This is a genomic window from Streptomyces argenteolus (assembly GCF_042902585.1).
Classification (GTDB): domain Bacteria; phylum Actinomycetota; class Actinomycetes; order Streptomycetales; family Streptomycetaceae; genus Streptomyces; species Streptomyces argenteolus.
The window spans coordinates 848,311-872,492 of sequence record NZ_JBIBEG010000002.1 but is presented as its reverse complement, the minus strand read 5'-3'; the positions used below and the strand labels follow the sequence as shown (position 1 = coordinate 872,492).

Annotated in this window: 21 protein-coding genes; 13 read left to right on the top strand and 8 right to left on the bottom strand. The window is 71.7% G+C overall.

Going from position 1 to position 24,182, the window contains the following annotated elements:
• The first annotated feature begins 27 nt into the window (after positions 1 to 27).
• From lpdA to ACFY8O_RS10470, 6 genes are all read left to right on the top strand, one after another.
• Positions 28 to 1,416: a dihydrolipoyl dehydrogenase gene (gene lpdA, locus ACFY8O_RS10495; RefSeq protein ID WP_145802000.1), complete on the top strand. Its 1,389-nt coding sequence runs from the start codon at positions 28 to 30 to the stop codon at positions 1,414 to 1,416.
• 56 nt (positions 1,417 to 1,472) lie between these two features.
• Positions 1,473 to 3,242, top strand: a complete 1,770-nt coding sequence (sucB, locus tag ACFY8O_RS10490) for a 2-oxoglutarate dehydrogenase, E2 component, dihydrolipoamide succinyltransferase (RefSeq protein ID WP_387900552.1) — start codon at positions 1,473 to 1,475, stop codon at positions 3,240 to 3,242.
• A 149-nt stretch (positions 3,243 to 3,391) separates the two neighbouring features.
• Positions 3,392 to 4,015, top strand: a complete 624-nt coding sequence (locus tag ACFY8O_RS10485; RefSeq protein ID WP_145801996.1) for a GntR family transcriptional regulator — start codon at positions 3,392 to 3,394, stop codon at positions 4,013 to 4,015.
• A gap of 268 nt (positions 4,016 to 4,283) precedes the next feature.
• Entirely contained in the window at positions 4,284 to 6,953 is a 2,670-nt protein-coding gene (gene aceE, locus ACFY8O_RS10480) for a pyruvate dehydrogenase (acetyl-transferring), homodimeric type (protein WP_387900549.1), read from the top strand.
• Between the two features lie 77 nt (positions 6,954 to 7,030).
• Positions 7,031 to 7,996 carry a helix-turn-helix transcriptional regulator gene (locus ACFY8O_RS10475; RefSeq protein WP_387900547.1) on the top strand — a complete coding sequence of 322 codons (966 nt, stop codon included), beginning with the start codon at positions 7,031 to 7,033 and terminating at the stop codon, positions 7,994 to 7,996.
• An 83-nt stretch (positions 7,997 to 8,079) separates the two neighbouring features.
• Positions 8,080 to 8,598 carry a DUF4240 domain-containing protein gene (locus ACFY8O_RS10470; protein ID WP_387901092.1) on the top strand — a complete coding sequence of 173 codons (519 nt, stop codon included), beginning with the start codon at positions 8,080 to 8,082 and terminating at the stop codon, positions 8,596 to 8,598.
• Positions 8,599 to 8,601: 3 nt separating this feature from the next.
• Here the strand turns inward: ACFY8O_RS10470 and ACFY8O_RS10465 are convergent, their stop codons facing one another.
• Positions 8,602 to 9,129, bottom strand: coding sequence for a GNAT family N-acetyltransferase (locus ACFY8O_RS10465; RefSeq protein ID WP_387900546.1), 528 nt, complete (start codon positions 9,127 to 9,129; stop codon positions 8,602 to 8,604).
• 61 nt (positions 9,130 to 9,190) lie between these two features.
• Between ACFY8O_RS10465 and ACFY8O_RS10460 the strand changes: the two genes are divergently transcribed.
• Together ACFY8O_RS10460 and ACFY8O_RS10455 are read left to right on the top strand one after the other, a co-directional pair.
• A complete protein-coding gene (locus tag ACFY8O_RS10460) occupies positions 9,191 to 10,090 on the top strand; it encodes a TIGR01777 family oxidoreductase (protein WP_145801990.1) in 900 nt (299 codons plus the stop codon).
• 169 nt (positions 10,091 to 10,259) lie between these two features.
• Positions 10,260 to 11,573: an NAD(P)/FAD-dependent oxidoreductase gene (locus ACFY8O_RS10455; RefSeq protein ID WP_387900544.1), complete on the top strand. Its 1,314-nt coding sequence runs from the start codon at positions 10,260 to 10,262 to the stop codon at positions 11,571 to 11,573.
• Between the two features lie 3 nt (positions 11,574 to 11,576).
• Here the strand turns inward: ACFY8O_RS10455 and ACFY8O_RS10450 are convergent, their stop codons facing one another.
• Positions 11,577 to 13,286 (bottom strand): regulator, encoded by a 1,710-nt coding sequence (locus tag ACFY8O_RS10450; RefSeq protein WP_387900542.1) that lies wholly within the window; start codon positions 13,284 to 13,286, stop codon positions 11,577 to 11,579.
• Between the two features lie 348 nt (positions 13,287 to 13,634).
• Here ACFY8O_RS10450 and lipB point away from each other — a divergent pair, with 348 nt between their 5' ends.
• The 4 genes from lipB (at position 13,635) to ACFY8O_RS10430 (ending at position 16,756) form a co-directional block, all read left to right on the top strand.
• Positions 13,635 to 14,432, top strand: coding sequence for a lipoyl(octanoyl) transferase LipB (gene lipB / locus ACFY8O_RS10445; protein WP_387900541.1), 798 nt, complete (start codon positions 13,635 to 13,637; stop codon positions 14,430 to 14,432).
• A 147-nt stretch (positions 14,433 to 14,579) separates the two neighbouring features.
• Complete coding sequence (gene lipA / locus ACFY8O_RS10440) at positions 14,580 to 15,548, top strand: lipoyl synthase (protein WP_145801981.1); 969 nt, start codon at positions 14,580 to 14,582, stop codon at positions 15,546 to 15,548.
• Between the two features lie 269 nt (positions 15,549 to 15,817).
• Entirely contained in the window at positions 15,818 to 16,018 is a 201-nt protein-coding gene (locus tag ACFY8O_RS10435; RefSeq protein ID WP_145801979.1) for an SCO2195 family GlnR-regulated protein, read from the top strand.
• A 30-nt stretch (positions 16,019 to 16,048) separates the two neighbouring features.
• Positions 16,049 to 16,756: a DUF4191 domain-containing protein gene (locus tag ACFY8O_RS10430; RefSeq protein ID WP_073747606.1), complete on the top strand. Its 708-nt coding sequence runs from the start codon at positions 16,049 to 16,051 to the stop codon at positions 16,754 to 16,756.
• Positions 16,757 to 16,965: 209 nt separating this feature from the next.
• Here ACFY8O_RS10430 and ACFY8O_RS10425 read toward each other — a convergent pair whose 3' ends face one another.
• A complete protein-coding gene (locus ACFY8O_RS10425; RefSeq protein WP_387900538.1) occupies positions 16,966 to 17,433 on the bottom strand; it encodes an RDD family protein in 468 nt (155 codons plus the stop codon).
• Between the two features lie 221 nt (positions 17,434 to 17,654).
• On the opposite strand from ACFY8O_RS10425, the gene glnA reads away from it, so the two are divergent.
• On the top strand, positions 17,655 to 19,064 hold the full coding sequence (glnA, locus tag ACFY8O_RS10420) for a type I glutamate--ammonia ligase (protein WP_145801975.1): 1,410 nt from the start codon (positions 17,655 to 17,657) through the stop codon (positions 19,062 to 19,064).
• Positions 19,065 to 19,145: 81 nt separating this feature from the next.
• On the opposite strand, the gene ACFY8O_RS10415 is transcribed toward glnA, so the two are convergent.
• From ACFY8O_RS10415 to ACFY8O_RS10395, 5 genes are all read right to left on the bottom strand, one after another.
• Positions 19,146 to 20,894, bottom strand: a complete 1,749-nt coding sequence (locus ACFY8O_RS10415) for a choline/carnitine O-acyltransferase (protein WP_387900536.1) — start codon at positions 20,892 to 20,894, stop codon at positions 19,146 to 19,148.
• 103 nt (positions 20,895 to 20,997) lie between these two features.
• Positions 20,998 to 21,804 (bottom strand): class I SAM-dependent methyltransferase, encoded by an 807-nt coding sequence (locus tag ACFY8O_RS10410; protein WP_387900534.1) that lies wholly within the window; start codon positions 21,802 to 21,804, stop codon positions 20,998 to 21,000.
• A gap of 58 nt (positions 21,805 to 21,862) precedes the next feature.
• Entirely contained in the window at positions 21,863 to 22,732 is an 870-nt protein-coding gene (locus tag ACFY8O_RS10405; RefSeq protein ID WP_387900532.1) for a HalD/BesD family halogenase, read from the bottom strand.
• A gap of 151 nt (positions 22,733 to 22,883) precedes the next feature.
• On the bottom strand, positions 22,884 to 23,690 hold the full coding sequence (locus ACFY8O_RS10400; protein ID WP_387900531.1) for a hypothetical protein: 807 nt from the start codon (positions 23,688 to 23,690) through the stop codon (positions 22,884 to 22,886).
• Between the two features lie 144 nt (positions 23,691 to 23,834).
• Positions 23,835 to 24,104 (bottom strand): hypothetical protein, encoded by a 270-nt coding sequence (locus ACFY8O_RS10395; RefSeq protein WP_145801965.1) that lies wholly within the window; start codon positions 24,102 to 24,104, stop codon positions 23,835 to 23,837.
• Between the last annotated feature and the right edge of the window lie 78 nt (positions 24,105 to 24,182).

Genomic DNA, 24,182 nt, shown 5'->3' with positions numbered 1-24,182 from the left:
ACGGCGCACATGCATGGAGGACGTGACGTGGCGAACGACGCCAGCACCGTTTTCGACCTAGTGATCCTCGGCGGTGGTAGCGGCGGTTACGCCGCGGCCCTGCGCGGAGCTCAGCTGGGCCTGGACGTCGCACTGATCGAAAAGGGCAAGGTCGGCGGCACCTGCCTGCACAACGGCTGCATCCCCACGAAGGCGCTGCTGCACGCCGGCGAGATCGCCGACCAGGCTCGCGAGGCCGAGCAGTTCGGTGTGAAGGCCACCTTCGAGGGCATCGACATGGCGGCCGTCCACAAGTACAAGGACGACGTGATCTCGGGCCTGTACAAGGGTCTGCAGGGGCTCGTCGCCTCGCGCAAGGTGCACTACATCGAGGGTGAGGGCAAGCTCTCGTCGCCCACCTCGGTGGACGTCAACGGCCAGCGTGTCCAGGGCCGCCACGTGCTGCTGGCGACCGGCTCCGTGCCGAAGTCGCTGCCGGGCCTGGAGATCGACGGCAACCGCATCATCTCCTCGGACCACGCGCTCAAGCTCGACCGCGTACCGAAGTCCGCGATCGTCCTGGGCGGCGGTGTCATCGGCGTCGAGTTCGCCTCGGCGTGGAAGTCCTTCGGCACCGACGTCACCATCGTCGAGGGCCTGAAGCACCTGGTCCCCGTCGAGGACGAGAACAGCTCCAAGCTTCTTGAGCGCGCCTTCCGCAAGCGCGGCATCAAGTTCAACCTCGGCACCTTCTTCGACAAGGCCGAGTACACGCAGGACGGCGTGCGTGTGACCCTCGCCGACGGCAAGACCTTCGAGGCGGAGCTGCTGCTGGTCGCCATCGGCCGCGGCCCGGTCTCGCAGGGTCTGGGCTACGAGGAGGCGGGTGTCGCGATGGACCGCGGCTACGTCCTCGTCGACGAGTACATGCAGACCAACGTCCCCACGATCTCTGCCGTCGGCGACCTCGTCCCGACGCTCCAGCTCGCCCACGTCGGCTTCGCCGAGGGCATCCTGGTGGCCGAGCGCCTGGCCGGTCTCAAGACCGTCCCGGTCGACTACGACGGCGTTCCGAAGGTGACGTACTGCCACCCCGAGGTCGCCTCCGTCGGCATCACCGAGGCCAAGGCCAAGGAGATCTACGGTGCGGACAAGGTCGTCGCGCTCAAGTACAACCTCGCGGGCAACGGCAAGAGCAAGATCCTGAAGACCGCGGGCGAGATCAAGCTCGTCCAGGTCAAGGACGGTGCCGTGGTCGGCGTCCACATGGTCGGTGACCGTATGGGCGAGCAGGTCGGCGAAGCGCAGCTGATCTACAACTGGGAGGCGCTGCCGGCCGAGGTCGCGCAGCTGATCCACGCCCACCCGACGCAGAACGAGGCGATGGGCGAAGCCCACCTGGCCCTGGCGGGCAAGCCTCTCCACTCCCACGACTGATCCAGTCCCGGGGACGACCGACCACTTCCGCACTTTCGTAAGGAGCAACTGAAACCATGTCGGTTTCCGTAACCCTTCCGGCGCTCGGCGAGAGCGTCACCGAGGGCACTGTCACCCGCTGGCTGAAGGCCGAGGGCGAGCGCGTCGAGGCCGACGAGCCGCTGCTCGAGGTCTCGACCGACAAGGTCGACACCGAGATCCCCGCGCCGGCTTCCGGCGTCCTGTCGTCCATCAAGGTCGCCGAGGACGAGACCGTCGAGGTCGGCGCCGAGCTGGCCGTCATCGACGACGGCTCGGGCGCGCCCGCCGCCGCCGAGGCCCCGGCCCAGGAGGCTCCGGCCCAGGAAGCCCCGGCGCCCGCAGCCGAGGCTCCGGCCCAGGAGGCCCCCGCCCAGGAGGCGCCCGCCGCCGCTCCGGCCGGTGGCGCTTCCGGCACCGACGTCACCCTTCCGGCGCTCGGCGAGAGCGTCACCGAGGGCACCGTCACCCGCTGGCTGAAGGAGGTCGGCGAGGAGGTCACGGAGGACGAGCCCCTGCTCGAGGTCTCCACGGACAAGGTCGACACCGAGATCCCCGCCCCGGCCTCCGGCGTGCTGCTGGAGATCGTCGTCGGTGAGGACGAGACCGCCGAGGTGGGCGCCAAGCTCGCCGTCATCGGTGCTCCGGGTGCCGCGCCCGCCGCCGCTCCGGCCCCCGCGGCGGCTCCTGCACAGGAGGCCGCTCCGGCGCAGGAGGCCCCCGCGGCCCCCGCACCGGCGCCCGCCGCCCCGGCTCCCGCCCCGGCCGCTCCGGCTCCGGCTCCGGCGGCCCCCGCCCCCGCTCCGGCCGCCGCCGCCCCGGCACCGGCCGCTCCGGCTCCGGCCGCCGCCGCCCCGGCTCCGGCCGCGACCTCCGGTGACGACGGCGCGTACGTCACGCCGCTGGTCCGCAAGCTCGCCGCCGAGAACGGCGTCGACCTGGGCGCGGTCAAGGGCACCGGCGTCGGTGGCCGTATCCGCAAGCAGGACGTCGTCGCCGCCGCGGAGGCCGCCAAGGCAGCCGCCGCTCCGGCTCCGGCCGCCGCCGCTCCCGCGGCCAAGGCCGCGCCGAAGCTGGAGGCGTCGCCGCTGCGCGGTCAGACGGTCAAGATGACCCGCATGCGCAAGGTCATCGGCGACAACATGATGAAGGCGCTGCACTCGCAGGCCCAGCTGACCTCGGTCCTCGAGGTCGACATCACCAAGCTGATGAAGCTGCGCAACCAGGCGAAGGAGTCCTTCGCCGCCCGTGAGGGCGTCAAGCTGTCCCCGATGCCGTTCTTCGTGAAGGCGGCGGCCCAGGCGCTGAAGGCCCACCCGGTCGTCAACGCCCGGATCAACGAGGACGAGGGCACCATCACGTACTTCGACTCGGAGAACATCGGCATCGCCGTGGACGCCGAGAAGGGCCTGATGACCCCGGTCATCAAGGGTGCGGGTGACCTGAACATCGCCGGTATCGCGAAGAAGACCGCGGAGCTGGCCGGCAAGGCGCGCGGTGGCGGCCTCACCCCGGACGACATGTCGGGTGCGACCTTCACCGTCAGCAACACCGGTTCGCGCGGTGCGCTGTTCGACACGGTCATCGTTCCGCCGAACCAGGCGGCCATCCTGGGCATCGGTGCCACGGTCAAGCGCCCGGCGGTCATCGAGACCGCCGAGGGCACCGTCATCGGCATCCGCGACATGACCTACCTCTCGCTCTCCTACGACCACCGTCTGGTGGACGGCGCGGACGCCGCCCGTTACCTGACCACGGTCAAGGCGATCCTCGAGGCGGGCGAGTTCGAGGTCGAGCTCGGCCTCTGAGCAGTACAGCTGTAACCAGCCTCACCAGCGGCGCCCCCGTCCGGAACTCCTCCGGGCGGGGGCGCCGCCGTATTGTCTAGACACCACCGGTCACCTCCGGCCGCCGTGTCGGCCCCGGCAGCACCGGTTCGCCCTCGAAGGAGCACCTCATGACCCCGCCCGTCGTCCACTCGCTGCGCGAACAGATCCGCGAGCACATCGTGGAAGGGATAGTCAGCGGGCGCTGGAAGCCGGGCGAGCGGATCGTGGAGCGCCGTATCGCGACCGAGCTGGAGGTGAGCCAGACGCCGGTGCGTGAGGCGCTGCGTGAGCTGGAGACCCTGCGGCTGATCGAGTCCGCCCCCAACAAGGGCGTCCGGGTACGCAATCTCACCGCGGCCGACCTGGAGGAGAGCTACCCCGTGCGGGCCGGCCTGGAGCAGATCGCGGCAGAGCTGGCGGCCCCCTCGCTCGCGGAGGACTGCTCGGCGCTCACCCCGCACGTGAGCGCCCTGTACGAGGCGGACCGGCTGGCCGACGGCGAGGCCCAGGTGCGGCACACGGTGGCCTTCCACCGGGAGATGGTGCGGGCCGCCGGGAACGCGGTGCTGCTGCACACCTGGGAGGGGCTGGGCATCGAGGTGTTCACGGCCCTGTCGATCCGCTGGCTGGGGACGGTGCAGAAGTCCTACGCCGAGGAGCACGAGGCGCTCATCGAGGCGTTCCAGCGGCGCGACCCGCAGATCTCCGTGCTGGTGAAGCAGCACGTCCTGGGGTGCGCGCCGCGCGCCTGAGCACCGGCTCGGACGGGGCGCCCATATGCGTCGCGCAGTGCTCGACCGTGCAGGTCAGCGCCCGTTTCGCCCCGTTGATCCCGTCACTCCGTGCCCCGTTCAGCGGCACCGCATGCCACTTTTCTTCATATCGAGAAGTTTTCCCCTTCACCCTTTGATCGATCATCGATCGGCGACTTACAGTTCATCAGCGGGCCCACCGGCCCGATCGCCCTGTCCTGCCAGTCAGGGCCTTCTCCACCCCCTCCCACTCCGGAAGGCGGCGATCATGACCGACCCCGTAGCAAAGCTTCCGAGCGAGCTCGACCAGCTCCCGGACCGCGACCCCGAGGAGACCGCCGAGTGGGCGGCCTCCCTGGACGCCGTCACCAAGGCCGCGGGCCCGCACCGCGCCGCCTACCTCATGCGGCGTTCGCTCCAGCACGCCGAGGGCGCCGGCATCGCGCTGCCCAAGCTGCTGGAGACCGATTACGTCAACACCATCCCCACCGCCGCCGAGCCCGCGTTCGACGGCGACCTGGAGATGGAGTCGAAGATCACCGCGTGGAACCGCTGGAACGCGGCCGCGATGGTGACCCGGGGCGCCCGGTACGGCGTCGGCGGTCACATCGCCACGTTCGCCTCGGCGGCGTGGCTGTACGAGACCGGCTTCAACCACTTCTTCCGCGGCAAGGAAGGGGACGGCTCCGGCGACCAGCTCTACATCCAGGGCCACGCCTCGCCCGGCATCTACGCCCGCGCCTTCCTCGACGGCCGCCTCTCCGAGCAGCAGCTCGACAACTTCCGCCAGGAGTCGGGTGGCGACGGCCTGCCCTCCTACCCGCACCCGCGGCGGCTGCCCTGGCTGTGGGAGTTCCCCACGGTGTCGATGGGCCTCGGCCCCCTCTCGGCGATCTACCAGGCGCGCTTCAACCGCTATCTGACCAACCGCAACATCAAGGACACGTCGAACTCGCACGTCTGGGCCTTCCTGGGCGACGGCGAGATGGACGAGCCCGAGTCGACCGCAGCCCTCGCCCTCGCGGCGCGTGAGCAGCTCGACAACCTGACCTTCGTCATCAACTGCAACCTGCAGCGCCTCGACGGCCCGGTCCGCGCCAACTTCCGCGTGGTCCAGGAGCTGGAGGGCGCCTTCCGCGGAGCCGGCTGGAACGTCGTCAAGACGCTCTGGGGCAGCGCCTGGGACGAGCTGTTCCAGCTGGACACCACCGGTGCGCTGATCCGCCGTCTCCGCCAGGTGCCGGACGCGCAGTTCCAGACGTACGCGACGCGTGACGTGGCCTACATCCGCGAGCACTTCTTCGGCGCCGAGCCCGCCCTCGCCGAGCTGGCGAAACTCCTGAGCGACGCGAAGATCGCCGAGTGTTTCTACAGCTCCCGCGGCGGCCACGAGGCCCGCAAGGTGTACGCGGCCTACCGCGCCGCCCTGGAGCACAAGGGCGCGCCGACGGTGATCCTGGCCCAGACGGTCAAGGGCTACACGCTCGGCAAGGGCTTCGAGTCCAAGAACGCCAACCACCAGATGAAGAAGCTGTCGATCGACGAGTTCAAGAGCATGCGCGAGCTGCTCGGCCTCCCGATCCCGGACAGCGCCTTCGAGGACGGGCTGGTCCCCTACGGCCACCCGGGCGCCGACTCCCCCGAGGTCCGCTACCTCCAGGAGCGCCGTGCCGCCCTCGGTGGCCCTGCCCCCGCCCGCCGGGTGCACGCGCTGGCGCTGCCCGAGCCGGAGGAGCGCGCCTTCAAGGCCCTGTACAAGGGCTCCGGCAAGCAGGAGATGGCCACCACCATGGCGTTCGTCCGCCTGGTGAAGGACCTGATGCGGGACAAGGAGACCGGCAGGCGCTGGGTTCCGATCGTCCCGGACGAGGCCCGTACCTTCGGTATGGAGTCGCTGTTCCCCTCGGCGGGCATCTACTCGCCGCTCGGCCAGACGTACGAGCCGGTCGACCGCGACCAGCTGATGTACTACAAGGAGGCCAAGGACGGCCAGATCCTCAACGAGGGGATCACCGAGGCCGGTGCCATGGCCGACTTCATCGCCGCCGCCTCGTCGTACGCGACGCACGGCGAGACGATGATCCCGTTCTACATCTTCTACTCGATGTTCGGCTGGCAGCGCACCGGTGACCAGATGTGGCAGCTCGCCGACCAGCTCGGCAAGGGCTTCATCGTCGGCGCCACGGCGGGCCGTACGACCCTGACGGGTGAGGGCCTCCAGCACGCGGACGGCCACTCGCACCTGATCGCGTCCACGAACCCCGCGTCGCTCAACTACGACCCGGCCTTCGCGTACGAGATCGCGGTGATCGTCAAGGACGGTCTGCGGAGGATGTACGGCCCCGAGGCCGAGGACGTCTTCTACTACCTGACGGTCTACAACGAGCCGAAGCAGCAGCCCGCGATGCCGGAAGGCGTCGAGGAGGGCATCGTCAAGGGCCTCTACCGCTTCAAGGAGGGCGTACCGGCGGCGGCCGACGCGCCGCGTCTCCAGCTCATCGGTTCGGGTACGGCGATCCACTGGGTCCTGGCGGCCCAGGAACTGCTCGCCGCCGACTGGGGCGTCACGGCGGACGTCTGGTCCGCCACCTCGTGGGGCGAGCTGCGCCGCGACGCGCTGGAGTCCGACGAGGCGCTGCTCCGCGGGGAGGAGCGTGTGCCGTACGTGACCCAGGCGCTCTCCGGCGCCCCCGGCCCGGTCCTCGCGGTCAGCGACTGGATGCGCGCCGTCCCGGACCAGATCAGCCAGTGGGTGGAGCAGGACTGGTCGTCGCTCGGCACGGACGGCTTCGGTCTGTCCGACACCCGTGAGGGCGCCCGCCGGCACTTCGGTGTCGACCCGCAGTCCGTCACGGTCGCCGCGCTGGCCCAGCTGGCCCGCCGCGGTGAGATCCCGGCCTCGAAGGTCAAGGAGGCCCGCGAGAAGTACGGGATGTGAGACCGCGCGGGGGCGGGTACCGGTTCGCCCGGTGCCCGCCCCCGCCGTTGTCACCGGGTGCCGCCACAATGGGCTCCATGCGTGCTGCCCGGCTCATCAAGATGGTGCTGCTCCTCCAGTCCCGGCCCACCATGACCGCCGCCGAGCTGGCGCGGGAGCTGGAGGTGTCGGAGCGCACGGTGACCCGGGACGCGCAGGCGCTCTCCGAGGCGGGCGTGCCCGTGTACGCCGACCGGGGCAGGAGCGGTGGCTACCGGCTCGTGGGCGGCTACCGGACCCGGCTGACCGGGCTGGCACGTCATGAGGCCGAGGCTCTCTTCCTCTCCGGGCTGCCTTCCGCGCTGCGCGAGATGGGGCTCGACGACGCCGCCTCGGCCGCCCGGCTGAAGGTCTCGGCGGCCCTCCTCCCCTCGGTTCGGGACGCCTCGCGGACCGTCGTCCAGCGCTTCCACCTGGACGCACCGGGCTGGTACCAGGAACCGGTCACCCCCGACCTGCTGCCCGCCGTCGCGGAGGCCGTCTGGGACGACCGGACGGTCCGGGCCCGCTACCGCCGGCCGTCGGGCGAGGTGGAGCGCGAGCTGTCGCCGTACGGTCTCGTGCTCAAGGCGGGCGTCTGGTACCTCTGCGCCCGGGCCGGTGGTGACTTCCGGGTGTACCGGATCGACCGGTTCACCTCCGTCGCGGTGTCGCCGGAGCGCTTCGTGAGGGACGAGGACTTCGACCTGCCGGGCTTCTGGGCGGACCGCGCCGCACAGTTCGCCCGGTCGCTCCTGCGCGCCGAGGTGACCCTGCGGCTCTCCGAGGCCGGCCGGCGGAGGCTGCCGCACGCCGTGGACCGGGCCGCGGCCGACGAGGCGCTGGCCGGGGCGGCGGATCCTGACCGGGACGGCCTGTGCACGGTCGTGCTGCGGGTCGAGTCCGAGGATGTGGCCTTCGCCCAGCTCCTCACGCTCGGGCCCGAGGTGGAGGTCCTCGCACCCGCGTCCCTGCGCGAACGTTTTGCCGGTACTGCCGAACGGTTGCGCGACCTGTATCGCTGAAGTGGCCGGGAAGTGACGCCGAAGGCCTCATTTCGGTGTCTGAGCGTGCGTCGCCCCCCGTCGGGGCAGATGCTGGACCCGTGATGGACGAGACGGAGTTCTGGGAGATCATCGACAGCACCCGCGAGGCCGCCGAGGGCGACCCCGAGGACCATGCCGATCTGCTCGTCGACCGGCTGGTGCGGCTCGACCCCGACTCCGTGCTGGACTTCGGCCGGCACTTCGAGGCCCGCTACAACCGCGCCTACCGCTGGGACCTGTGGGGCGCGGCGGCCGTACTGCTGGGCGGGGCGAGTGACGACGCGTTCGACTTCTTCCGCTGCTGGCTGATCGCGCAGGGCCGCGAGGTCTTCGAGGGAGCGGTGCACGATCCGGACTCCCTCGCCGAGCTCCTCGACGACTTCGACGAGGAACTGGACGGCGACGGCGAGGATCTGGGCTACGCCGCCGACGAGGCCTACGAACAGCTCACCGGGGTGGTCGCCCCGGATCTGGGGCTGCCTCCGCAGGCCGCCGAGCCGGCGGGCACCCCCGTGTCCTTCGACGACGCCGCGCTGGCCGAGCGCTACCCCGCGCTCTGGGAGCGCTTCGGGCCGGTCTGAGGCTCAGTCCTCCAGCGAACGCCCCATCAGGACGTCGTCGACGTACCGCCCGCCGAGGAAGAACTCCCCGGGCAGCACGCCCTCGACGGCGAAGCCCTCCGCCGCGTAGAGCGCCCGGGCGGGCGCGTTGTGCCCGAGGACGCGCAGGGTGAGCCGTCCGGCGCCCTGGCGGCGGGCCTCGGCGTACGCGGCGTGCAGCAGCGCCCGCGCGACCCCGTGGCGCCGGGCCCAGCCGGCGACGGCGAGGCCCTGTATCTGGCGCACATGGGCGTTGCAGGCGAGCGGGGTCGGCCGGGCGAGCCTGAGGTAGCCGGCGATGTGCGTCCCGCCCGCGCCGGTGGCGGCCTCGGCGAGGAGGAACTCCTCGGGACGGTGCCGCGCGTCGAAGAAGGGCTCGTAGGGCGGCACCGGACGCGGCTGCACGGCGTGGAGCGTCGACCAGGTGGCCCGGTCGAGTTCGCCCAGTGCGGATTCGTCCTGGGGCACGGCGAGGCGGACGGGGAGGAGGGAACGGAAGTGTGGCGCGGACATGCGCGCCACTGTGCCACGCGTGTCCCGCGTGGCTGACGGCAGATGGGGCAGGATGAGCGCCATGCTGCGTTCCCGTATCGCCGTCACCGGATCGACCGGACTCATCGGAGCCGCACTCGTGCGGTCGCTGCGCGCCGACGGGCACGAGGTGGTGCGCCTCGTGCGCCGCCCGGCCGCCACGGGTGACGAGGTGGAGTGGGACCCGAAACGTCAGTACGTCGACGTCGCGGGTCTGGCCGGCTGCGACGCCGTGGTCCACCTCGCGGGCGCCGGGGTCGGGGACCACCGGTGGACCGAGGAGTACAAGCGCGAGATCCGCGAGAGCCGGGTGCTGGGCACGGCCGCGGTCGCCGAGGCCGTGGCCTCCCTGGACACCCCGCCGAAGGTGCTGGTCTCCGGGTCCGCCATCGGCTTCTACGGCGACACCGGGGACCGCGCGGTCGACGAGGGCGCGCCGCCCGGCGAGGGGTTCCTGCCGTCGGTGTGCGTGGACTGGGAGGAGGCCACGGTCCCGGCCGAGGAGGCCGGTGTGCGGACGGTCCACGCACGGACAGGGCTGGTCGTCTCACGCGAGGGCGGGGCCTGGGGGCGGCTCTTCCCGCTCTTCAAGGCCGGGCTCGGCGGGCGCATCGGGAACGGCCGGCAGTACTGGAGCCACATCGCGCTGCACGACCACATCGCGGCCCTGCGGCACATCCTGGACACCGAGTCCCTTTCCGGCCCGGTGAACCTCACCGCCCCCACCCCCGTCACCAACGCGGAGGTGACGGCGGCGATGGGCCGGGTGCTGCGGCGTCCGACGCTGTTCACCGCGCCCGCCCCCGCGCTGCGGATCGCTCTCGGGGAGTTCGCCGGGGACGTGCTGGGCAGCCAGCGGGTGCTTCCCGGCCGTCTTCTGGAGTCGGGCTTCGCGTTCGCCTTCCCGGGGATCGACGACGCCATCCGGGCCGCCCTGCGCTGACGCCGGCGGTGCGGGGCGCCGGCCGTGCGACCCCGTGCACCGGTGCCCTGGGTGCGTGCGACTGCGCCGGACTCGGCCAAGGTCCTAGCCTCGACCCGAACTCGGGCTTTCCGGGGGCCTGTCGGGGGCAGTAGCTCCCCACCAGTCGCACCGACTCGGGGAGGGGCACGTGCTCAGGGCACACACAGCAGACCACGCGGATGTGGTCGTCATCGGGGCCGGGATCGCCGGCCTGTCGGCAGCGCACCAGCTCATCGGCGCAGGAGTGAACGTCACCGTCCTGGAGGCCGCCCCACAGGTGGGAGGCCGGATGGCGACCCATGACATGGACGGGTTCCGGCTGGACCATCTCGGCCCGCTGATCTGTTCCGCGTACCCGGAGCTGGAGAGCACGCCGGCGCTCGGCGGGCTGGTCCTCCGGGACTTCGCGCCCGGGGTGCTCGTCCACAGTGGGGGGCGGCAGTACCGCGCCGGGGACGTACGGAGCGCGCGGGGCGCACTTCGAGCCGTGCGCTCCCGTTCGAGCGCCCCCCACGCGCCCCTGGTCGGGGCGATAGAACAGGCCAGGCTCGGCGCGTGGCTGACCCGCCTCGCGACGGCTCCCGAGTCACGCGTCGCCGAGCGGCCCGAGAGGCCGGCGCTGGCGGCCCTGGCCGGGCGCGGGCTCTCCCCCAGGACCGTGAACGGCTTCCTGCACCCCTTGCTCTCGGCGCTGCTCGGCGACCCCGGGCTCACCTCGTCGAGCCGGTGCGCCGAACTCACCCTGCGCGACTACGCACGCGGCCGGCTCTGCGTGCCCGCGGGCGGCTCCGCGGCACTGCCCGCGCTGCTGGCGGACGCCCTGCCACCCGGGACCGTCCGCACGGGGGTCCATGTGACCGGCGCGGACATCACCTCCGTACGCACCAAGGAGCACGGCGAGCTCAGCTGCCGTTCGCTGCTGCTGGCCACGGGGGCGGGGGCCGCCGCCGAGCTGCTGCCGGGGCTGCGGATGCCCGCCTTCCATCCGGTGACGGTCCTGCACCACACGGCTCCCGAGGCTCCGCCCACGGGCACGCGGCTGCTGCTGGACGCGGACCGCTCGGGGCCCGTCGCGCACACCGCGGTGATGAGCGCGGTCGATCCCTCGCGCGCACCGGCCGGCCGCACCCTGATCAGTTCCACGGTGCTCGGACCGCCGCCGTCCGACCTGGACCGCACGGTCCGCTCCCACCTGGCCAGGCTCTACGGCACGCCCACGCACGACTGGGAGCTGCTGGCCTCCCGTCACGACCCGGATGCGGTCCCCGCGATGCCGCCCCCGCACGATCCACGCCGGCCGGTCCGCGTGCTGGCCGGGCTGTACGTGTGCGGCGACCACCGCGACACCAGCACCGTCCAGGGCGCCCTGCGCTCCGGCCGGCGGGCCGCGTCGGCGATCCTCGACGATCTGGGGGTGGGCCCGCGTCACGGCGACGGCCCCGCGCTGCCCGCGGCGGCGTAGGAGTCAGCCCAGCGCGGCCACCCGGTCGCGGTACCCCCGCACGGCGACGGCGTCCCGGTAGGGCTCCAGGCGGCGCTCGAAGTCGCGTACGTACTCCGTCGCGCGCACCGACCGCATCTCCGCCGCCTGCTGGGCCGCCTCGGCGCCCAGCAGGCACGCCTGGTCGAGCTCGCCCAGCCCCAGCCGCGCGGAGGCGAGCACCACCCGGCAGAAGAGCCTGCTGCGGGCGTACGCCGGCGCGCGCAACTGGAGCGAGCGCTCGGCGTGCTGCGCGGCGACCCGGTACTGCTGCAGATCACGGTGGCAGTGACCGAACTCGTCGGCGAGCTGGGCCTCGTCGAAGTAGCGGCCCCAGTAGGGCACGTCGTCCCCGGGCCGGGCTGCCTGAAGCGCGCGTTCCGCCCGTACGAGAGCGGCGACACAGGCCCGGGCGTCGCCGAGGACGCCGTGCCCCCGCGCCTCGACGGAGTGCAGGAGCGCCATGACGACGGGCGGCGCGGACGAGCCGATGCCCTGCTGGGCGACGCGTGCGAGCTGCACGGCTTCCCTGCCGTGCCCGAGATAGACCGCCTGCCGGCTCATCGTGATCAGCACGAAGGCCCCGTACGCCCGGTCTCCGGCGGCCTGGGCCAGCCGCAGCGCCTGGACGAAATACCGCTGGGCGAGTCCGTGCGCGGCGATGTCGTACGAGGTCCAGCCCGCCAGCCGGGTCAGGTCGGCGACGGCGGAGAACAGGCGGCGGCCGATCGCCTCGCCGTAGGTCCCGCGGAGCATGGGCTCGGCCTCGTGCTCCAGGTAACGGACGAGCGCCTGCCTGGCATGACCGCCGCCGTAGGTGTGGTCCAGCGTGCGGAAGAGCTCGCCGACCGAGCGCAGCGCCGCGACGTCGCCGCTGCCGACCCGCTGGCCCGCACCGCGGTCGGTCTGCCGCTGACGTGGCACTCCCATCGGCGGCCCCGCCGCGGGCGCGGGCGGACGCGAGGGGACGGGCCCACGGCTTCCGCCGGCCCGGCCGGGCCCTTGCGCGCCCGCCCCGTGCCCTGCCCCGGAGCCGGCGGACCCGGCAGGGGCGCTCGGCATCTGGCCGGGCACGTGACCGGGCATCTGGGCCGCTGCGTGCCCCGGCGGCGTGAGGACGCCGGTGCCGTTTCCTCCGTCGGGCCGCTGGAGGCCGTGCGGCGCCCTCGGCCCGTGGGCGTCGGCGGGTGTGCGGGGCGCGGGGAGGCCGCCCGCGCCGTTCACCCGGTCCGGCGGCTCCGCCCGGCCGCCCCATTCGTCGGCCCGCCCGATCAGCCAGTCCCGGCTGGGGACGACCAGGCCGGCCGGGGTGAAGGCGATCTTGCGCAGTTCGGCGTGGCTGCCCGAGTCCTTGCGCCAGAGGCCGCTGACGATGTCGACGGCCTCGGCGGGGGTGGCCGCGAACTCCAGGCCGGCGTAGACGGGCGCACAGGCGTCCAGGCCGAGGTCCTGGGCGGAGAGCCGGCGCCCGAGGCGTCGCGTGAAGACCTCGGCGATCAGCGCGGGGGTGGTGCCCCGGGGCTGCTGGCCGCGCAGCCAGCGGGTCACCGAGGTCTTGTCGTACCGCAGATCGAGCCCGTGTTCGAGGCCGAGCTGGTCCACCCGGCGGGCCAGCCCCGCATGGGAGAAACCGGCTTCCGCGATGAGCGCAGCGAGCCGCCGGTTCGGGGTTCGCTGCGGAGGTCGTTCCGACATCAGCTGTAAGGTCTCCTGCCTTCGGCGCCGGGCGGGCAGCCCTTACGGGCTCCCCCACGAGTGGGAGCGGGCGAGCCCGTCATGGAACGGCGCGAACTTAACCGCCCCGGCGGCGAGGCCAGCGGCCTTCGCTCCACGTTCATCCGATCGTGTGAGGATTTCCGGATCGCTGACGGGAACGGGGGTGCGGGCTGGCGGAGACCCGGTGCGCGGGCCGCCGGACTCCACCTGCCCGACCGGACCGCCGGGAGCGGTCGTACAGTTGCTCCGGGCGCATATCAGTGCAAGGTGACGCGGCTCCGGGGACACCCCCCGGCCTTTCGTCACCGCGAGTAGGGAGGCACCCGAGTGAGTGAGCTGCGGTTCGTCCGTCTGGGCTTCGGTGAGGACCGGGTCGACTACCAGGAGGCCTGGCAGAAGCAGCGCGAGGTGCATGCCGCCCGCTTCGAGGACAGCGTCCCCGACACCTGCCTGCTCCTCGAGCACCCTTCCGTCTACACGGCCGGGCGGCGCACGACCGAGAGCGAGCGCCCGCTGGACGGGACCCCGGTGATCGACGTCGACCGCGGCGGGAAGATCACCTGGCACGGTCCCGGCCAGCTCATCGGCTACCCGATCCTCAAGCTGCCCCGGCCGGTGGACGTGGTCGCCCACGTCCGCCGCCTGGAGGACGCCCTGATCCGCACGGCCGCCGAGTTCGGCGTGGAGACCAGCCGGGTCGAGGGCCGCAGCGGTGTCTGGGTGCTCGGCGATCCGGTCGAGGACCGGCCCTCGCTCGGCGGGCTCTCCCTGGACTTCGACCCCCGGCTGCACGACGAGGAGTTCGACCCCCGGCTGAACGGTCCCGAGTACGCGCCGTCCAACGCGGGCCAGCGCCGCGAGGACCGCAAGCTGGCCGCGATCGGCATCCGCGTCGCCAAGGGCGTCACGATGCACGGCTTCTCGCTCAACGTGAACCCGGACAACACCTCGTTCGACCGGATCGTCCCGTGCGGCATCCGGGACGCGGGGGTGACCTCGCTCTCGTACGAACTGGGCCGCGAGATCACGATCGACGACGTCCTCCCGGTCGCCGAGAAGCACCTGCGGGACGTCCTGGAGAACGCGGAGCTCGCGCCCCGCCTCGTCGAGACCGCCGGGACCTGAGCCGCCCCGGCCCGAGACGCCTGTATGTGCCACGGGAATAGGCCCCGTCGGCCACAGGTTGGGCAGACGTAGGACCGTTCTAACGACGGGCGTACCCTGGTGTTCGCCGAAGATTCCAATGCAGCGAAAGCAAAGGGGAGTGCCGGAGTGTCCGCTGTCGCACCCGACGGGCGCAAGATGCTGCGCCTCGAGGTCCGGAACAGCCAGACCCCCATCGAGCGCAAGCCCGAGTGGATCAAAACCCGGGCGAAGATGGGCCCCGAGTACAACCAGCTGCAGAAGCTCGTGAAGAGCGAGGGTCTGCACACGGTGTGCCAGGAGGCCGGCTGCCCCAACATTTTCGAATGCTGGGAGGACCGCGAGGCCACCTTCCTCATCGGCGGGGACCAGTGCACACGGCGCTGCGACTTCTGCCAGATCGACACGGGCAAGCCCGAGGCCCTGGACCGTGACGAGCCGCGCCGCGTGGGCGAGTCCGTCGTCACGATGGACCTGAACTACGCCACCATCACCGGCGTCGCCCGCGACGACCTGGAGGACGGCGGCGCCTGGCTGTACGCGGAGACCGTGCGCCAGATCCACGCGCTGACCGCGGAGCGGGAGGGCGGCGCGACCAAGGTCGAGCTGCTGATCCCCGACTTCAACGCGGAGCCTGAGCAGCTCGCCGAGGTCTTCTCCTCGCGTCCCGAGGTGCTCGCGCACAACGTCGAGACGGTGCCGCGGATCTTCAAGCGGATCCGTCCCGGCTTCCGTTACGAGCGTTCCCTGGAGGTCATCACCCGGGCACGCGAGGCCGGCCTGGTGACGAAGTCCAACCTGATCCTCGGCATGGGCGAGACCCGCGAGGAGGTCAGCGAGGCGCTCCAGGACCTGTACGACGCGGGTTGCGAGCTCATCACGATCACGCAGTACCTCCGCCCCTCCGTCCGGCACCACCCGGTCGAGCGCTGGGTGAAGCCGCACGAGTTCGTGGAGCTGAAGGACGAGGCCGACGCGATCGGTTACTCCGGTGTCATGTCGGGCCCGCTGGTGCGCTCCTCGTACCGCGCGGGACGTCTCTTCCAGCAGGCGATCGAGCGGCGCGGAGCTGCCGCCACGGCGGCACCGGCCGTGTGAATCCGCGCACAAGGAACTACTGAGCGGTAACAGCTGCGACGACGCGGCCCTACGGCTCCCGCAGGTCGGGGGCCCGTATGGGCCGCGTCGGCGTGCGCGGCGCCGAAATCAGGGTTTCATTGGTGTTTGACCGACCGGTCATGCACTGGTAACACCGAGCAGTGACCCTAGGTACATACGCGGCGGCTCCCGTGGCCGCCGTCGTCATTGCTTCCCGCTACTCAGTGCGCGCCGGACGCGCGCATCCGCTACGAGGGGGAACACCCACGATGCACGCCGCACCGGTTCGCGCCAACGCCATCCCGACCGTCGCCACCGCGCTCCGCGCCGTCGAGTCGCTGCTGCTGAGCAGCGGCCAGCGCACCGCCCGCCAGAACGCCTGGACGGCGGTCCTGGAGGACCGCCGCAGGGCCAAGGACCGGGTCGAGGCCGAGCACGTGCTCCGGGCTGTGGCCGACCTCCGTTCCTAGGCCACTCCGTCGCCACGTAAACTTCTGTACATGGCGAGGAAGGCAAACACTGAAGGCGCGGACAGCGCCGAGAACGCGGGGCGGCTCAAGCAGATCGCCCTGACCTACAAGATGACCAGGCGGACCGACCCCAAGGTGGGTCTTGTGGTCGCCGGCGTGGGAATCATCACCTTCGGTGTCCTCCTCGGGATCGGTTTCCTGATCGGCCACCCTGTCTACGCGGGCATCCTGGGCTTCGTGCTGGCCCTCCTCGCGATGGCGATCATCTTCGGGCGGCGTGCCGAGCGCGCGGCCTTCGGGCAGATGGAGGGACAGCCGGGCGCGGCGGCGGCCGTGCTGGACCGGGTGGGCCGTGGCTGGACCACGACCCCGGCGGTCGCGATGAACCGCAGCCAGGACGTCGTCCACCGTGCGGTGGGCAAGGCCGGCATCGTGCTGGTGGCGGAGGGCAACCCGAACCGGGTGAAGAGCCTCCTGGCGGCCGAGAAGAAGCGGATGGCCCGGATCGTCGTCGACGTCCCGGTGCACGACATCATCGTGGGCGACGGCGAGGGCCAGGTGCCGCTCAAGAAGGTGCGCACCACGATGCTGAAGCTTCCGCGGGTCCTGACCGGCCCGCAGGTGACCGCGGCCAACGACCGGCTGCGGGCCATGGGTGACCTGATGAGCAACATGCCGCTGCCGAAGGGCCCGATGCCGAAGGGTATGCGGATGCCGCGCGGCGGAAAGATGCGCTGACCGAGCATGGACGACGAGAGCGGCCCCGGACGAGGAGATCGTCCGGGGCCGCTCTCTTCGTCGGTGCGCGGTCCGTCGCCGTCGATGCGCACGCCCGTTGTCGTGCGCGGTCCGTCCGGCGTCGATGCGCACGCCCGTTGTCGTGCGCGGTCCGTCCGGCGTCGATGCGCACGGTTGTCCGGCGGCGGGCGCCGAACGGGTACGCACGCTCAGATGCGGACCTGCACGGCGCGGGCCAGCCGGTCGTGGAGACCGCGGCTGTCGCGGTCCCAGACGATCGCCGGGATCACCAGGAGGAGCAGCACGCTGCGCAGGGCGACCCGCAGGACACCGAGCCGGGAGCCGTCCTCGGCGATGACGCGCAGGCCCAGAATCCGCTTGCCCGGTGTGGAACCGACCGTTCCGACCGTCAGCAGGCTCATGACGAGGAACACGCCCAGCGCCCAGTTCCCGGCCGCCTGCTGGTCACCGGCAGCGATCAGCCCGTATGCGATCAGCATGCACAGGGCCCAGTCGATGAAGAGGGCCCCGAAGCGCCGGCCGAGCGGGGCGATCGAGCCCGGGCCGTCCTGGGGCAGACCGAGGCGCTCGCCCCGGTAGCCGAAGTCGGCGCCCATTTCCTCCGCCGCCGCGCGAGGCCCGGAGAGCCACGATCCGATTGCTTGCCTGTTGTCCACCCGTCCACGGTACTGCGCCCGCGTTTGCACCTGGCCGGGCGGGGCACGGAACAGGGCGTTGAGGTGCCGCCCGCTGCCGCCCCGGTTAACTTGGGCGAAACAAATGGGTCACGCTTGAGAAATCCGGCCTGCCTATGGTCGGGTCCAGCGTGTGCCACCGCACTGGCCGCACAATGAGCTGCAACCCCGCCCTTTCCCGGGTCGGGAGTAGGAGGAGTTGGATGTTCCAGAACGCCGACGAAGCCCAGAAGTACATCGCCGACAACGACGTCAAGTTCATCGACGTCCGGTTCTGCGACCTGCCGGGTGTGATGCAGCACTTCACGATCCCGGCGGCGACCTTCGACCCGGCCGAGGAACTGGCTTTCGACGGCTCCTCGATCCGCGGCTTCCAGGCCATCCACGAGTCCGACATGGCGCTCCGTGCCGACCTGTCGACGGCCCGTGTCGACCCCTTCCGCCGCGACAAGACGGTGAACGTCAACTTCTTCATCCACGACCCGATCACCGGCGAGCAGTACAGCCGTGACCCGCGGAACGTGGCCAAGAAGGCCGAGGCCTACCTCGCCTCGACCGGCATCGCCGACACCGCGTACTTCGGCCCCGAGGCCGAGTTCTACGTCTTCGACAACGTCCGCTTCCAGACGTCGGCGAACGAGAGCTTCTACCACATCGACTCCGAGGCGGGCGCCTGGAACACCGGTGCGGTCGAGAACAACCGGGGTTACAAGGTCCGCTACAAGGGCGGCTACTTCCCGACCCCGCCGGTCGACCACTTCGCCGACCTGCGCGCCGAGATCTCCATGGAGCTGGACAAGAACGGCCTTCAGGTCGAGCGCCAGCACCACGAGGTCGGCACCGCCGGCCAGGCCGAGATCAACTACAAGTTCAACACGCTGCTCGCCGCGGCCGACGACCTGATGCTCTTCAAGTACATCGTGAAGAACGTCGCCTGGCGCAACGGCAAGACCGCGACCTTCATGCCGAAGCCGATCTTCGGTGACAACGGCTCGGGCATGCACGTCCACCAGTCCCTGTGGTCCGGCGGCTCCCCGCTGTTCTACGACGAGCAGGGCTACGCGGGCCTCTCGGACATGGCGCGCTACTACATCGGCGGCATCCTGAAGCACGCCCCGTCGCTGCTGGCGTTCACCAACCCCACGGTGAACTCCTACCACCGCCTGGTCCCTGGCTTCGAGGCCCCCGTCAACATGGTGTACTCGCAGCGCAACCGCTCCGCCGCGATGCGTATCCCGATCACGGGCTCCAACCCGAAGGCGAAGCGCGTCGAGTTCCGCGCCCCGGACCCGTCGTCGAACCCGTACCTGGCGTTCTCGGCGCTGCTGATGGCCGGCCTGGACGGCGTCAAGAACAAGATCGAGCCGCCGGAGCCGATCGACAAGGACCTCTACGAGCTGGCTCCCGAGGAGCACGCGAGCGTCCAGCAGGTCCCGACCTCGCTCCCGGCGGTCCTCGAGGCCCTCGAGCAGGACCACGAGTACCTCCAGGCCGGTGGCGTCTTCACGCCGGACCTGATCGAGACGTGGATCGACTACAAGCGCACCAACGAGATCGCCCCGATCCAGCTGCGCCCGCACCCGCACGAGTTCGAGCTGTACTTCGACCTCTAAGGGTCACGAGCTCAGACGCACGCCGAAGGGCCGCCGTCCCCGCACGGGGCGGCGGCCCTTCGGCGTGCCGGCGTCCGTCCGTCAGTCCGTCAGCAGTGCGCGCAGTTCTGCCACCGCCTCCCGGAGGCGGTCGGCGAAGCCGTGCATCTGGCCGGCCACGGCGAGCGGGGTGCTCAGGTAGAGGTTGAAGCGGTCAGGCAGCAGGACGTAGGCGACGCCGATGCAGCGGCTGCTCGTGGAGCCGAAGCCGAAGTACTGGATGTTCTCGGAGGGCGCCGAGCTCGTGCTGAGGTAGTCGTCGCGCATGACGAGCCAGCCCGGGGAGCGGTACAGGGCAGGCTGCTCGTGCACGCCCAGTTCCTCGCCCCGGCGGCGCTGGATCAACTCCAGCTCCCAGAGGTGCTGTTCGGGGGCCTCGCCCGCCTGGCATTCCTTCGCCCGCGCCACATGGGCTCCGGCCGCGGCCCGGAAGGCGGCGCGGCGTGCGTCGCGGCCGGCGGCGGGGTCGTCCATCGCCGCGACGAAGGCGGGCATCTCGGGGGTGACGACGCGCATCGCCTCGGTGCGGCCGTGGCGGTACTGGCGGGTGGCGATCGACTCGTAGGTGGCGCCCAGGTGGCCCTTGGCGCGCTGGTGGGCGAGTTGGTAGGCGGCCTGGACGAAGGCGTCCGGGGAGACCCCGAGGGCCTTCGCCGCGGTGCTGCCGAAGTCGTCGAAGGACACGGTGCGGGTGGCGGTGTCGTGTCCGTACGCGGCGAACGCCTCGGCCGCCGAGCGGACCTGGGCCCGCAGCCGCTCGTCCAGCTCGAAGGCCAGCGGCTGCGGCACCGGCTCGCCCTGGGAGCGCGCTCCGGACCGGCGGGAGTGCTCGTCCGGGGTGGTGCCGAGCAGGGCGTCGGTGAAGCTCAGGACGGTCGTCCCGTCCAGCTCGCAGTGCTCGACGTTGATGCCGGCCCGGCCGTCCGCGAAGACGACGAAGGAGACGGCCTTGTCGAACCAGCGGTTGCCCCGGTCGCCGTGGAGCAGCTCGTCGCAGGCCGCCTGGGTGTCCTCGGGTGCGAAGTCCTCCAGGCAGACGCAGAAGAGGGCGGTCTCGATGTCCTCCAGCGTCCGGGCGTTGGTGGGGTGGAGCGCGAGGAGCGACTGCCGGGCCTCCGCCCACTCCGCGCGCGCCATGGTGGTCAGGTGGCCGGCCCGGTCCTCTTCGGCCGTGTGGACGTCGGCCTTGGTCACGGCGCGCAGCCCGGACTCGATCTCGTCGAGGCTGTGGGGCACGCCGTCGGGGCCGAGCACGTCCAGCCGGAACATGGTGCCCCGGTGGAAAACCACGATGTGCCGCGCCCTGGAGGGGCCGGGCTCCCGCTCGCTGTACGGGGCGCGCACGCTGTCCAGCGGTACGCCGGGGATGCGGGTCGTGGAGAAGAGATACGCGTTCTGCACCATCGACTGCGGGACGCCGCGCTGTTCCACCGGCTCGACGAGCCCCTCGTCGAGCCGGTGCTTGTAGTGCAGGGCTCCCGCGACGAGCCCGGCGGCGCGTTCGAGCTGCCCGAGGCCGGTGTCCCGGAAGAGGAAGAAGAAGTTGGCGTTGAGCGCGATCCGGTCCCGGCGGCCGAGGTAGCGGTACGGCCAGAAGGTGTCGAGCCAGCTGTGCACGCCGTCCGTCGCGTCGTACTCCTCCAGCGCCGCGTGCAGTTTCCTGCCCGGACCGTCCGGCCGGAGGAAGGCGGTGACCTCGGCCTGGGTCGCGGCCCGTTCCTCGGCGGTCAGCAGGGGGGCGCACCAGGCGAGGAACCTCTCGCAGCTCGCCTCCAGTGTGGGCAGCGGCACGCGCGGCAGGCTCCCCTCACGGGCGAAGGTGGCACCGGCTGACGCTTCCTGACTGACGTTCAATGCGGCTCTCTCTTCTGGGTCGGTGGGGCTGTGGCTTCTGCTACGGGTGCTGGGGGCGGGAGAGGTAGAGCTGAGCGTAGAGCCAGCCGTCCTCCTCCAGGCCGCTCGCGTCCACGCCGGCCTCCGCCATGCTGTCGAGGACACGGGTCCGTTCCTGGGGGCCGGCGAACCGCCGCTGCTTGAAGACCTCGTCCACCCGGGTCGTCCGGTAGCCCAGATCCGCGAGCGCGTCCTCCACCGCGCCGAAGGGGAACATCCGCAGGACGAAGTGGGCCATCCAGGGGAGGCGGCCGTCCTGGGCCCCGACGACCCGGGTGAGGGTGCGCTCGGTGACGTAGCCGACGCAGCCGGTCGAGATCACCAGATCCGTTCCGGCGAGCCGCTCCCGCTGGGCGGGGGTGGGGTCGTCCGCCTCCAGGTCCGCGTGGACGGTGTCGTCCAGGAATCCGGCCTCGCGCGCGTAGGCGAGGGCGCTGGTGGAGGCGTCCAGGCCGGTGAAGCGCAGGCTGTGCGCGGGGCTGCGGGAGCGGGAGAAGTCCTGGTCACGGGCGAGCAGCCCGGCGCGGGTGGCGGGTCCGGAGCCGTCGTAGCGGGCGTAGAGCTCGTCCATCGTGGCGTCGTACTTGAGCAGGGCGGCGTTGATCCCGTAGGAGCAGCCGATGTCCAGCACCCGGGGTACGGCCACCCGCTCCGTCTCCCGGTATTCCTTGATCATCTTGGCGAAGTAGGGCTTGGCCAGCTGCGGGACGCAGTACCCGAGCGGGCGCAGGACCTGGAAGTAGGTGCGCGGGTCGGGCGCGGTGTAGATGTGGTCCAGCGAGACTTTTCCGGACGCGTCGAAACGCAAGGGGCTTCTCCTCGGTGGATCGCGTGACGGTGGCGGGGCCTGGGCCGAAGAGCGCGCGTCAGTCCAGGAGTTGATCGCCCCGCACGGCCCGGCCTTCCGCGGCCCGGTGTGCGGGCAGGACGCGGCCGAAGAGCTGGCGGGTCCGTGCCACGCTGCCGATGACTCCCGGGCGCTCGCTGTAGGCGAAGATCGCGCTGTGGCGCGCGAGGCCGCCCAGGACGGGGCTGACCCGGTGCAGCGAGTAGCGGCCCTTGAACAGTTGCAGGTCGCCGGGGCGCAGGGGCAGGCGGCGGGTCAGCCGTTCGCCGCGGCCGTCCAGGACGTCCAGGACGTCGGCGAAGCGCTCGTCCTCGGCGGACCTGATGTTGGGGCAGTACTCGAAGGAGCCGCCCTCCTCCGGCTCCTGGGTGAGCATGCTGACCGTGTACTCGTTGGTGTCGAAGTGCCAGGGGTGTTCCGCGCCCGGCCGGACGACGTTGAGGACGAGCCCGGAGAGCGGGTCGGCCAGCTCGTACAGGCGGGGCAGCCCGAAGCAGTCGGCGACGAAGCAGCGGAAGGTCTCGTGGCCGTACAGCCGGCTGATGAGTGCCCCGGCGGGGACGCGGTCGCGGGCGACGAAGGCGTTCCCGCGCTCGAAGGTGCGCCGGCCGGGGTGACCGTCGGGCAGCTCGGTGTCCACGTCGATGTTGTAGACGTTGACCGTCTCCACGTCGAAGTACGCCTGCGGGGCGATGGCCGCGCACTCCTCGCGCAGGACGTCGTGGAGCGAGGGCCGGATGAAGTCCGGCAGCACCGTGCAGCCGGCTTCGGCCAGTTCGCGCCGGGCCTGTGCCACCACCTCCCGGGCCTCGGGGCCCGAGGGGTCCGACAGGGGGTAGCGGTCCGTGTCGACCACCTGGTCGAGCGTGATGGCTTGCAGAGTGCTCATTCGACCCTCTCCACGCGCACGTCGGTAACTCAACTGATGAGTAACAGAGTTGAAGTTCCCACAGCGCCGCCGCATTGTCTGTGACACGTCACACTTCCGCCGTGCGTGTGCCGTGGTCAGAGGCGGGACGGGCCGGCCGATCCGCCCCCGGTCAGCCGAGATCGATCACGGGGCGCGCGTTGAAGTCCTCGAACATGTCCTCGCCCTCCGGTCCGCCGAGGAACTCGGCCGTCCCGGCGTTGCGGTTGGCGGTCGCCAGCGGCAGCCATTCGAGCAGGGTGCCGTACCCTCCGCAGGCCGCCTCTCCCCCGTCGCCGCCGTATACGAAACCGGGGTCCGAGGTCATCTCAGCGCTGTCGTAGACGTCGTAGGCGATACGCAGCCCGAAGGCGTTCGGCAGGAGGTGCGGGCCCTTGCCCCCGCCGTACGGCGAGACGTCCGCCGGGCACGCGTCGCCCCAGCGGAACAGGGTGGCGGCACCGGCGCCGCAGGCGTGTTCCCACTCGTCCGGGTCCGGCAGCCGCAGACCACGCTCGGCGAACAATGCGGGCACCAGGGAGGGGACTTCGGGGAGCCGGACGGGCTCGACCGCCATCAGCACGGCGGGCAGGGTGACCGAGCGGCGCGGGGTGAGCACGCGCGCCAGGAAGTCACGCGGCTCGGTCTCGAAGCCGAAGCCGCCGGCCAGACTCTCCTCCCGGTAGGAGAGGAGCTGCTCGGGGAGCGGCTGCCAGGCCTCCACGTCGAAGCCGACGGTGACCTCGCCGCCGGGGACCAACGCGTACCGCTCACCGGCCCGTTCGATCACCGCACGGTGGTGGACCTCCGCCCGGTGCGGCACGGCCTCCAGCCGGACGAGCCGGCCGTCCACCCGGCGGGCGGCCTCCTCGGCGTACCGCGTGCACGCGGCCGGGTCCAGGGCGCGCCAGTGGGCGAGGGTCAGGTCGGCGAGGGACATGGCGTGCAGTCTCCCATCCGCCCCCCCCCACGGCGGGAACGGCGGTCGCGCACCGGCAGGCACTCCCCCGCTGTCCGGGGCGGTTCGTGCCGCGCCGGGGACAGCACCCGCGCCCCCGAGGTCCGGGGGCGCGGGGCGGGGCGGTCAGCGGCCGTAGCGGATGAGTGCGCGGACCATGCGGCAGGTGGTGTCGGACGGCCGGTGGATGGCGAGGCGGTCTGCCGTCGCGCGGATGCGGGCGTTGTCGGCGCTCGACGGCTGGTACACGCCGGTGTCGAGCAGGGCGATGGCCAGGCGCATGGCCTTGAGGCGGCGGTTGTGCGAGACGTACCACTCGCGGGGCCTGCCCGCGGGGAGCGGCTTCTTCCGAAGGGGTGTGTGGAGCGGCTCGGTCGTGACTGTGGCGACGGCCATCGGCAACCTCCTGGCGCGGTGGTGGAACCCTCACGAACTCCCTCCATTCTACGGTCCACCACTGACAATCGCCCCTGG